Raw genomic sequence first — 10,325 nt, 5'->3', positions numbered from 1 at the left:
GTACCGCTTCGAGTAGTTGCTTCCCACCTGGCTCTACTTCCTCTGGAACCTCAGGTCCCAGTCTCCAGGTGTCCGTGATCAAGGGGAAGCTTCAGCGGGCGCCTCCCCCGGCTTCACATACGCAGGCGCCCGGCCACTCAGATTGCCCTTCTGCCGCGTTCAGCGCGGCCTGCCCGAAACCGGATCAGCGGCCCCGGTAGTCGCGGGCTGGTCCCAGTGTCGCGTCAATGGTGGTATTTTCTGCGGCCGATTGACCTTGCCCACGACACCTCAGGGGGACCCCGATGACCACTCCGCCGCCGCCCGGCCGGAACCCGTACAGCCACCCCGCCGCGCCGGTCCCCGCCCGCCGCTTGAGCGTCAAGGGCGTCCTCAAGGGAGTCGTCAGCGTCGTCGTGGCCGGCGTCGTCGTGTACGGCGGCTACACGACCTGGTTCGGGGGCGCCGCGACCGCCGACGCGGGTGATTGCCTGCACGCCGCCAACGCGGAGGCCACCGCGGTGATATCCGTCGGCGATCCCGAGTTCGAGATCGTGGCCTGCGGCACCCCCGAAGCCCAGTTCAAGGTCGCCAGCCGTGCCTCCGGCACGGACGGAACCTGCGACAGCCAGTACCAGCGCTACACCCAGGGCGGCGCGGGCCGGGACTTCACCCTCTGCCTCGAACCCCTCAAGTGAGCTCTCACACAACGGGGTGAGGGTCCCCGGCGTGCGGCCGCCGGCGCCGGGAACCTCCACGGTGCCGCGCCGCGCGTCGTCAGGTGCCGCAAGCACGCCGGGCGGTAGTGACGCTCCGTCAAGGCTACGGTATTCTGCGCGGGATGCGCGTCCTTCACATATCCGACATCCACATCGGCCCCTCCGAGGCGTCCAACTCCCGCGGCATCAACGCCAGGGAGTCACTGCGCCGGATGCTCACCGACCTGGAGACTGTCCCGGACGTCGACGCCGTCGTCGTCAGCGGGGACGTCGCCGACGACGGCTCCATGGAGGCGTACACGGCGGCGCGCCGCATCGTGCGGGAGTTCGCCCTCCGCAAGCGGGCCGCCGTGGTCTTCTGCACCGGCAACCACGACGAGCGCGGGGCTTTCGCCAAGGTGCTGGGCAGCGGACACCTCGGCGCCGACGGGAGCGACCTGGCCGCGACGGTGGTCGACTCCCCCGGGAGCGAGCGGGCCGCGGCGAGCGTCATCGGCGGCCACCGCTTCATCACGCTCGACTCACTCGTCCCGGGCAAGGTGTACGGCCGGATCGGCGCGCGCCAGCTCGACTGGCTGCGCGCGGTACTGGCCGTACCCGCGCCCCGCGGGTCCGTGGTGGTCCTCCACCACCCGCCGGTTACCCTCGGCGTCGAGGTCCAGAAGGCCCTGGGGCTGCAGAACGGCTCCGATCTGGCGGACGCCGTACGCGGCACCGATGTGCGGCTCGTCCTCTGCGGCCATTTCCACCTGCAGCTCTTCGGCCACCTGGCGTCGATCCCGGTGTGGGTGACCGCCGGGGTCCTCAGCCGCGTCGACCTCACCGGACCGCCGGGGACCGAGCGGGCCGTTCGCGGGGCCTCGGCGACCCTCGTCGACCTCGACGGTCCCCATGCCCCGCTGTTCCACGTGCTCCACGCACGTGACCCGCGGGCGGGCGAGACGGTGTACGAGCTCGACCGCGAACAGCTCCGCTCGGTCATCGACCGGCGGGGCCCCGGCGCCTGATCAGGGGGCGACGACGACCTTGCTGATCACCGGGAGGTGGTCGGAGGCCGTCGGGTCGGCGTGCACCACGCGGGTGACGAGCGGCTTGACCTCGTCGGTGGTGTAGATGTCGTCGATCCGCTCGGTCGGGCCCTCGGCGGGGAAGGACGCCCCGTCCCCGCGTCCGTGCAGCGAGTGGGCCCACGCGTCGGTGTAGGCGGTCTGCAGCGGCTGGGACTCCGGCGCGGTCGGCACGGCGTTGAAGTCGCCCACCAGGATCGCCGGCTCGGTGTTGCCTATGCGGTCGACGATCTGCGGGGTCTGCTGCAGGCGGTCGGTCTGCGAACTGGCGGCCAGGTGGGTGCAGTAGAAGTGCACCGTCTTGCCGCGGACGTCGAGCGTGGCGTGCAGCAGCCCGCGCTGCTCCTGGCCGGGCGACTTGTACAGCCAGGTGTTGTCCGACTCGGTGATCGGGTAACGGGACAGGATCGCGGTGCCGTACTGGATCCGGTGGCCACCGGGCGCCGGCGGCTCGTTGTCGATGTTGGCGCCGAACACCACGTGGTAGCCCAGCATCGCGGCCAGCTCGGCGGGCTGGTCCGCCCAATTGCTGCGGCCGGAGTAGTGGTTGTCGAGCTCCTGCAGCCCGACCACGTCGGCGCCGCTCCTGCGGACGACGTCCGCGATCCGCTGGAGGTCGAGCACGTCGTCGGTGCCCTGGGCGTGGTGGATGTTGAACGTCATCACATCCAGCACCCGGGCGCCTCGGCCCTCGGACTCGGTGGCGGCCGAGGCATGGCCGATCCCGGTGGCGGTGAGCGCGACGACGGCGGCGAGTACGGACAGTGTCCGACGCAGCATGGCTGATCCTCCTGGGGGCGGTTCTGGAAACGATCACGATCGTCGCCGCGTCCCCTGGCGGACGGATGGCCTGCAGATGAAGAACGGCGCCCATCCCGATGTCGGGGCCGGACGCCCGGCAACCGGGAGCCGGCGTGCCCTCGTCGGGCTCGACGCGGCTGTTGGGAAGGCATTCGCCGTCAGGTCGGCCCGGCGTCGCCCGATGACCACGATCACCGGCGACTGTACGGCCCATGCATCTCCGTCACTTCGCCGTCATCGGCGCGGCAGCCATCCTCGGTGTGACCTCACTCGTCACGGCCGCGGACGCCAGCGACCGCCACCACACGCCCGTTGGGATGAACCAGATCCAGCTGTTGGGCACGCACAACAGCTACCACCGCGAACTGTCCTTCGCGGAGAAGAAGATCCAGGGCGAGTCCGACCCCGACAACCTGTGGTACTCGCACCCGACCCTCCCGGTGCAGCTCGGCCAGGAGCCGGTGCGCCAGCTCGAGCTCGACGTGATGCCCGACAGCGACCAGGGCGGCCTCTACACCAAGCCGCTGATCCGGCAGCAGGCCGGACTCCCCCCGCTCGCGGACCCCGACCTGGCGGGCCCCGGCCTGAAGGTCATGCACTGGGCCGACCACGACTACAACACCACGTGCTCGACGCTGGTGAAGTGCCTGCGGCAGGTGAAGACCTGGTCGGACGCGAACCCGGACCACGTGCCGGTCCCGATCCTGCTGGAGCTGAAGTCGACCGACCCGGAGATGGAGGCGCAGGGCGGCCCCAAGAGCCCGCCGTGGGACGCCAAGCAGTTCGACCGGCTCGACGCCGAGATCCGCTCCATCTTCGGCGCCGACGACCTCATCACGCCCGACACGATCCGCCGCCCCGGCCTGACCCTGGAGCAGTCCGTGCTGCGCCACGGCTGGCCGAGCCTGGACCGCTCGCGCGGCAAGGTCATGTTCCTGATGGACAACAAGGACACCACGCTGCAGGCCCCGTACCTCGCGGGCCGGCCGAGCCTGGAGGGCCGCGTGCTGTTCACCGACTCCGCCCCGGGCCGCCCGGACGCCGCGTTCCTGGAGGAGAACGACCCGACCGGCGCGAACACCGCGAAGATCCAGGACTGGGTCCGCAAGGGCTACTTCGTCCGCACCCGCAGCGACGTGCCCTTCGGCGCCGCCAAGACCGGTGACACGACCCAGCTCAAGGCCGCCCTGGCCAGCGGCGCGCAGATCGTCAGCACCGACTTCCCCGTGCCCGGCCTCGCCGCCCGCTACGGCAGCGACTACGTCGCCCAGCTCCCGGGCGGCGGCCCCGCCCGCTGCAACCCGGTGATCGCCCCGAAGTCCTGCCGCTCCGTCGCGGGCTGACGTCGCGCGCCGACCGACAACGTTGCGAAGGGGGCCGGACGCCACGCGTCCGGCCCCCTTCGCATGGGCTCCTGGCACTCGGTTTGCCGCGCCGGTCACTGGCCTCCCCGCGGGCACACCGCGAGTGCCACCCGGTCGCAGAACCAGTACAGGCTGACGAGCACGATGGGCGCGGTCGTCGCTGGCATGGCCCAACAGTGCGCGGGGGTCCGGCGCAGCAGCGTCAGCAGCGGGAACGTCACCGCGATGATGCCCAACTGCACGGCCTCGATGCCGACGTTGAAGCTGAGCAGCGACAGCAGCAGTTCCCAGGACCAGCTCTCGTCGATGCCGAGTGCTCCCGCGAAGCCCAGGCCGTGGACGAGGCCGAACAGGAAGACGACCGGGAGCCGCCACCGTCCGCTGCCCTCACGGTCGCACAGGAAGAAGCCCGCGATCGCCACGACGGCGATGGAGGCCGCGATGACCGGCTCCACCACCGATCCGGGCACGTTCACGACGCCCATGGCGGCCAGCAGGAAGGTGGCGCTGTGCGCGGCGGTGAAGGCGGTCGCCGCGAGGACGACGTCGCGCAGGCCGCGGGCGCCGATGAGCAGCGAGAGCAGGAAGAGGATGTGGTCCAGGCCGAACAGCAGGTGTTCCATGCCGAGCAGGAAGAACTCCGCGATCTGGTGGGACTCGTGGTGTCCGGTGGTCTTCAGGGTCGGTGCGGCGGCCGTCAGCACCTGGGAGCCCCGCTGCCCGTCGATGTCGTAGTGGACGATCGTCTCCGTGCTGTGGACGAAGCTCTCGGCGTCGGGGAACAGGGCGCTGGAGATCGTGTACGTGCCGTCGGCGCCGCCGGGGCAGTCGTAGGCCAGGGTGAGCACGGCGAACGGCCGGGTGCCGCGGGTGTGGACGTCCGCGTCCCAGCCTGGGCGGGGTGTGCAGGCGGTGCCGTCGTGGGTGAGGGCGAAGCGCCCGGCGACGTACTCGGTCACCGCGTCGGCGTTGATCTTGAGCTGGCGCAGCTGCTCGGCGCGGCCCTTCGCCCCGTACGCCTCCTCGTACAGCCAGGCCGACTTCATGAGCAGGTCGTACTCGAGGTCGAGTCTCGCCTCGACATGGCCTCCGGTGCCCTCCACCTCGACGTACGCGGTCGAGGTCGCGTCGTGCGCCGCGGCCGGGGCCGGGCGGGCGATGCCTGCGGCGAGCACGGCCAGGAGCGCCGCGACGACGGTGAGGAGCGCGGCGGGCAGCCGGGGCGGCCGGCGAGAGGGCAGGGGCATCGGCGGGTGCGAGGAGGCGGAACGCATGGAGGTCTCGGTTCTCGTTGTGTCGGGGGGGCGGACGGCGGCGAGCCCGCCGCCCCGGACGGGTCGGGTCCGGGACGGCGGGCAGGAGTGCCGGGCGGGTGCTACCGGCCGGTCAGCCGGTCACCCCCGGTCGGGGGACGACGTGAACCACGGGTACACGGGCACGTGCGGTCCCCAGGGGCCCGAATGGCCGTGGGCGTCCTTGGTCACGAAGACACTCGGCTCGGAGGCGGTCACGCCGCCGCCGGTGGAGCGCACCGTCACGAACCACGCGTGGGTCGTGCCCGGCTTGAGGTCCCGCCAGGTCACCGAGGCGACCTCGCCGGAGCCGGCCTTCGCCTTGCCGATGACGCTCACGGGGTCGTAGAGCGCCAGCGAGTCGGTCTTGAAGGTCGTCTTGCGGCTGCTGAGGTCGATCGGCAGCACCATGTTGTCCTCGGTGCCGTCGTACCGGTGGTTGGTGTCGTACTCGGTGGCGCCGAACTCGTCGAGCAGCGGCGAGTAGGTGTCCACGGTCAGCTCGGAGCGCTTGACGTTGAACTGGAGCATCCGGAAGAAGCTCGCGCCGAACTGGAGCTGGTCGTCGGGCTTGTAGCCGCCGATCTCGGTGAGCCCGAGCCGGTCCGCGGACACCGTGTAGAACTGATAGTCCGCCAGCAGCTCGACGACGTCGTGCGCGACCTCGCCGACCTTGGGCTTCACGTTGGTGCCGACGCCGTGCTCGTGACCGGCGAGGATCAGGAACACGTTCGGGTTGTCCTGGACCACGGTCTTGTACAGCATCGAGCCGTCGGGCACGGAGAACGGGGCGCCGCGTCCGTTGGGGTTGCTGCTCGGCGCGAGGTAGTCGTGCGAGAGCAGGATGCCGTTGCGGTCGGGGAAGCGCTTGAAGACGGAGTCGGCCCATTCGGCCTCCTCGCGCGTCACCCCGTACGACAGGCCGACCACGACGAAGTCGAGGCCGCCGGCGGAGAACAGGTCGTAGTGGTTCTGGTTGTCGCCCTCGCGCCACGGGCCGCCGTACTCGGCGTGCTTCCAGCCCTCGGAGAGCGCCTGGTAGCGGTCGGGGCCGTAGTACTTGTTGTAGATCGCGCCCGGGCCGTTCTCGGTGCCCGACTGGTTGTCGTGGTTGCCCGCGATGACGCCGTTGGGCACTCCGGCGTCGTCCAGGATCTTCTGCTGCTTCGAGGCCAGCACCAGCTCGCCGGTGATCTGCCGCTGAGTGGCCTCGTCGGCGGGCTTGCGGATGTTGTTCTCGATGAGGTCGCCGGTGTGGGCGACGTAGGCGATCTTGCGCTTGTCCTTGTTGTCGGCGATCCAGCGGGAGACGTCGCCGTAGGCCTTCTCCCAGACGGCGCGCTCCTCGGGCGTCTCCTGTTCGACCGCGCCCTCGGAGAGGTACTGCGTGTCGGTGTAGTGGACGATCGAGAAGTCGTACGAGTCGGGGTCGGCGAACGTGTTCGGGTCACCGGCGTCGATGTCGTCGGCGAACGGGTCCTCGCCGGTCACCATGACGTGGATCTCCTTGCCGTCGACGTACTTCCGGTCGACGACGGCGGTCAGGCGGGTCTGGCCCTCGACGGCGCCGCGGGCGCTGGTCAGGACGTCCCAGGTCTCCGTCTTGGTGTTCCACACGCGCAGCGCGGCGAGCCGTTCGGGGTCGATGGTTCCCTCCCAGCGCAGCACGGGGGCGTCGACGTGGCCCTTCACCCGGACGTCGAAGCGCTGGAAGGTGACGTCCGCGCCGGCGGGCGCGTCAAGCGTCCTGCCGTCGGCAAGGGCGAGGCCGGAGGCCTTGACCTTCTTCTCGCCCTTGACCTTGAGCGTGGTGGGAACGGCTGTGACCGTGCCCTGGTACACGTCGTCCGGGGTGAGGATCTCGGTCTCGGAGAACGTCGCGCTCACCTCGCCGCCGTCGGGCTCGGCCACCTTCGCCGACAGCTTCACGCTGCTGCCCGCGTCAGTCGTGCCGGACTTCGGGGTGAGGTCGGCGGGGGCGTCGGGGATGCCGGCGGAAGTGAACTTCACCTCGCTGGTGCCGCTGTTGCCGAGGCCGTCGGTGCCGGACACCGTCAGCGTGTGCTCACCGGCGGACAGGCCGGGGCCCACCGGGGTGCCGAGCTGCACCGGCTTGCCGTCGAGCTTGACGTCCGGGCCGTTCACGACGCCGGAGAGGTCCTCCAGCCGGACGTCGAGGACGACCGACGCGGTGATCTTCCGTCCGGCGGCGGGGACGCTGGAAGCCACCGCGGGCGCGGAGTTGTCGGTGACCAGGAAGCGGGTCGCGGTCTTGCCGGTCGTCGACGTCGCGGCCAGGGTGTGCTTGCCGTCGGCGATCTTCGCGGTGTCGAGGTCGGCGTGCAGGCCCTGGGCCGGGCCGTCGACGAAGAACTCGAGGTCGATCTCGGTCAGCGGGTTGACGTTGTCGCTGCAGTTACCGTCGCCGAGGCTGTACGAGCCCTTGAGCATCCGGCCCGCGGCGGTGCCGCCCGCCGGGGTGAGGGTGATGTCGGAGACGGCGAAGTCGTCGTGGTTGTCGCCGCACGAGGTCGGATAGGTGCCGGTGACGAAGTCGACCGTGTTCCAGCCGGGCACGAGCCACTCGTTGGGGAAGGCCAGGTCGACGTGCTGGCTGACGAAGTCGCCGTCGAGCACGTGCTTCTGGCCGTTCACCAGGATGTGGTTCTGGTAGCGGGCCTCGATCGAGTTGGTGCCCACGGTGAAGCCGAGGATCGCACTGCCCGACCCGAGGGTCGGCGAGACGTGCACGGCGGGCGCGTCGATCGTCCAGTGCAGCTCCACCTCGCGCAGGCGGGTGTCGCTGTTGCCGCAGCTGCCGTCGCCCATGGCGTACGAGTCGGCGATGTCGCGGCCGGTGACGGTGCCGCCGTCGAGGGTCAGCGCGAGGTGCGAGATGTCGAAGTCGTCGCGGTTGTTGCCGCAGCTCTCCTTGTACGGGCTGGTGACCACCGTGACGGTGTTGTCGCCGGGCACAAGGAAGCGCGCCGGGATCGCGATGTCGACCCGCTGGCTCACCCAGGTGCCGCCCAGGTCGATGCGCTTGCCGTTGACGAGCAGGTGGTTGTCGTACTTGTCGTCGATCGAGTTCGACCCGACGTCGAAGGAGAAGGTCGCCGCGCCGTTGCCGAGGTGCGCGGCGGTGACGGGCTCCTTGCCGTCCACGGTCAGCGTGGTGGTGTCGCCCTCGGCGCCCGCGGGGAAGTTCGCGAACACCGACTGGCGGCCCTTGACCAGCGTGCCGTCCTTGGGCAGCAGGTGGGGGGCGCCAGCCGGGGCGTTGTTGACCGTCACCGTGTTCTTGACGGTCTTGCCCGAGGCGGTCGTCGCCGTGAGGGCGTGCTCGCCGTTGGCGAGCTTCGTGGTGTCCAGATCGGCGCGCAGGCCCGTGGTGCCCTGCGGGTCGCCCAGGACGAAGAAGCTCAGCGTGGCCTTCGTCAGCAGCGTGGTGTTGGTGCCGCAGCTGCCGTCGCCGAAGGAGTACGTGTACTCGTTCTCCTCGCCGTCCGCGACCTCGCCGAGCAGGTCCAGGCTGATGTCGGAGAGCACGAAGTCGTCGAAGTTGCTGCCGCACGAGCTGTCGACCGCGCCGGCGAAGATCTCGATCTCGTTCTCGCCCTTGACCAGCTGCCCGTTCGGGATCTCGATCGTGCCCCGCTCGTTGACGAGGTCGGCGATGTCCACCCGGTACGCGCCGTTGACCAGCACGTAGTTGTGGTAACGGGACTCCGTCGAGTTCGAGCCGACGTCGAAGCTGAGCCGGGAGACCCCGACCGTCCGCTCGGCGTCGACGGCCTTCCCGTCGACTGCCAGACGCGTGACGGAGTCACCGGCCAGGGTCGGCGTGGCGACGGCCTTCTCCGTGCCCTCCAGATACGCGCCGTCGCCGGGGGTGAGCTTCGGCAGACTCGTGGGGTTCGCCGGCTGGTTGTGCCCCGGTGGGTGCGGGTGCTTGTCGGAGCCGGGCGCGTGCGCGTCGGCGTACGCCGCCGTCAGGCTCCTCCTCGACGCGGACCCCGAGCTCGACCAGAGCTTCGGCGAGTGAGGGGTCCCAGGGGGAGGACGCGGGCGTGCCCGTGAGGGATGCCGCGCCGTCGCGGGCGGCGGCACGGTAGTCGGCGGCCGTGTAGCGCCAGGGAGTCCACGGGACGCGGGTCAGCAGAGCGGCGGCGATGCGCAGGCCGCCCCAGTCGAAGTCGCCGTGGTAGCGCAGGCTCGCCCCGCTGCCCGCCAGGCGGCGCAGGAGGGCGAGGGCGGCAGCGGAGGGCTGGCCCTGGAGGCACACCCGTGGTGGGCAGCGCGCTCCGTGGGCATCGGAGGCCGCCGCAAGGACCGCGGGGTTCTCGCAGACGTACACCGTGGCCGACGGGGTGACCGGACGTCCCTTCCCCGCGAGTTGGCGGAGCGTCAGGACGGCCGGCTCGCCGCTCGGACAACCAGTCCAGCGCCGGGGTGCCGCGCAGGCCGAGTGTGAGGACGGTGGAGGACAGCTCGTCGCGCAGCAGCCCGGCCGCGCCCATGCCTCGCGCCGCCACTGGGTCCCGGAGCCCTCGGGGAAGCCGGTCAGGGCGCGGATGCCGGAGAGGGTAAGGGTGGCCAGCGGTGTTCCGTCGTCGAGGGCGTGCGCCGAGCCCAGAACGCGGGCGGCGAAGGCGCACCATGTTCCGGCTGGCCGACGGCCGCACCGGCGCTACGAGCGTCCACCGGTTCGGATCCCTCGCCGTGCGCTGGGCGGTCAGCAATCGCGCCGGTTTACGGGATCGCCCGGACAACGTCTTCGGCCCCGCCGCCGGTGCTCAGAACGAGAGTGCCTTTCACGGCACGGTCGCCGACGTAGCCCACCAATTCCTCGCACTTCCCCGACAGCGCCTCGTTGATCTGGGCGAGCCCAGATCCGGCAAGTCCGTACTCGCGGCACGCCTGCAGCTCGACCTCCTCGACGATCGGCGCAGCGCGCAGCCGGTACCAGTCCTTCTCTCCGTGAGGACCTGGGACCCCGATGGCGACCACCTAGTGTCCTGCGTCGTAGATTCGTTGAGTAAGTAGACTGTCTTCATGGCGAAGATGGGGCGGCCGATGGCCGAGCTGGCGTTGACCGATGAC

At 70.6% G+C, this 10,325-nt stretch carries 7 protein-coding genes and 1 pseudogene; 3 read left to right on the top strand and 5 right to left on the bottom strand.

Going from position 1 to position 10,325, the window contains the following annotated elements:
- Nucleotides 1–284: 284 nt before the first annotated feature.
- Together ABZV38_RS37750 and ABZV38_RS37745 are read left to right on the top strand one after the other, a co-directional pair.
- Nucleotides 285–677, top strand: coding sequence for a hypothetical protein (locus tag ABZV38_RS37750; protein ID WP_356333147.1), 393 nt, complete (start codon nucleotides 285–287; stop codon nucleotides 675–677).
- 143 nt (nucleotides 678–820) lie between these two features.
- On the top strand, nucleotides 821–1,705 hold the full coding sequence (locus ABZV38_RS37745; RefSeq protein WP_356333146.1) for a metallophosphoesterase: 885 nt from the start codon (nucleotides 821–823) through the stop codon (nucleotides 1,703–1,705).
- On the opposite strand, the gene ABZV38_RS37740 is transcribed toward ABZV38_RS37745, so the two are convergent.
- The gene (locus tag ABZV38_RS37740) at nucleotides 1,706–2,545 is read right to left on the bottom strand and encodes an endonuclease/exonuclease/phosphatase family protein (protein ID WP_356333144.1); all 840 of its coding nucleotides are present in this window, start codon (nucleotides 2,543–2,545) and stop codon (nucleotides 1,706–1,708) included. It lies immediately after the preceding gene.
- 233 nt (nucleotides 2,546–2,778) lie between these two features.
- Between ABZV38_RS37740 and ABZV38_RS37735 the strand changes: the two genes are divergently transcribed.
- Nucleotides 2,779–3,909: a phosphatidylinositol-specific phospholipase C1-like protein gene (locus tag ABZV38_RS37735; RefSeq protein ID WP_356333142.1), complete on the top strand. Its 1,131-nt coding sequence runs from the start codon at nucleotides 2,779–2,781 to the stop codon at nucleotides 3,907–3,909.
- Between the two features lie 95 nt (nucleotides 3,910–4,004).
- Here the strand turns inward: ABZV38_RS37735 and ABZV38_RS37730 are convergent, their stop codons facing one another.
- From ABZV38_RS37730 to ABZV38_RS37715, 4 genes and pseudogenes are all read right to left on the bottom strand, one after another.
- Nucleotides 4,005–5,177: a HupE/UreJ family protein gene (locus tag ABZV38_RS37730; protein ID WP_356333141.1), complete on the bottom strand. Its 1,173-nt coding sequence runs from the start codon at nucleotides 5,175–5,177 to the stop codon at nucleotides 4,005–4,007.
- A 147-nt stretch (nucleotides 5,178–5,324) separates the two neighbouring features.
- Entirely contained in the window at nucleotides 5,325–6,716 is a 1,392-nt protein-coding gene (locus tag ABZV38_RS37725) for a metallophosphoesterase (protein WP_356333149.1), read from the bottom strand.
- A 2,332-nt stretch (nucleotides 6,717–9,048) separates the two neighbouring features.
- Nucleotides 9,049–9,864: pseudogene (locus ABZV38_RS37720) on the bottom strand (DUF2399 domain-containing protein); the annotation flags it as partial.
- A 110-nt stretch (nucleotides 9,865–9,974) separates the two neighbouring features.
- On the bottom strand, nucleotides 9,975–10,232 hold the full coding sequence (locus tag ABZV38_RS37715; protein WP_356333139.1) for a hypothetical protein: 258 nt from the start codon (nucleotides 10,230–10,232) through the stop codon (nucleotides 9,975–9,977).
- Between the last annotated feature and the right edge of the window lie 93 nt (nucleotides 10,233–10,325).

The sequence above is a fragment of the Streptomyces sp. NPDC005181 genome (genome assembly GCF_040608395.1).
In the GTDB taxonomy this organism is placed as follows: Bacteria; Actinomycetota; Actinomycetes; order Streptomycetales; family Streptomycetaceae; genus Streptomyces.
This window is presented reverse-complemented; position numbering and strand designations above follow the sequence as displayed.

What these genes read in the sequence shown, in the direction of transcription:
- ABZV38_RS37750 (WP_356333147.1), top strand. Translation starts at nt 285, where the DNA reads ATGACCACTCCGCCGCCGCCCGGCCGGAACCCGTACAGCCACCCCGCC.
- ABZV38_RS37745 (WP_356333146.1), top strand. Translation starts at nt 821, where the DNA reads ATGCGCGTCCTTCACATATCCGACATCCACATCGGCCCCTCCGAGGCG.
- ABZV38_RS37740 (WP_356333144.1), bottom strand. Translation starts at nt 2,545, where the DNA reads ATGCTGCGTCGGACACTGTCCGTACTCGCCGCCGTCGTCGCGCTCACC.
- ABZV38_RS37735 (WP_356333142.1), top strand. Translation starts at nt 2,779, where the DNA reads ATGCATCTCCGTCACTTCGCCGTCATCGGCGCGGCAGCCATCCTCGGT.
- ABZV38_RS37730 (WP_356333141.1), bottom strand. Translation starts at nt 5,177, where the DNA reads ATGCCCCTGCCCTCTCGCCGGCCGCCCCGGCTGCCCGCCGCGCTCCTC.
- ABZV38_RS37725 (WP_356333149.1), bottom strand. Translation starts at nt 6,716, where the DNA reads ATGGTGACCGGCGAGGACCCGTTCGCCGACGACATCGACGCCGGTGAC.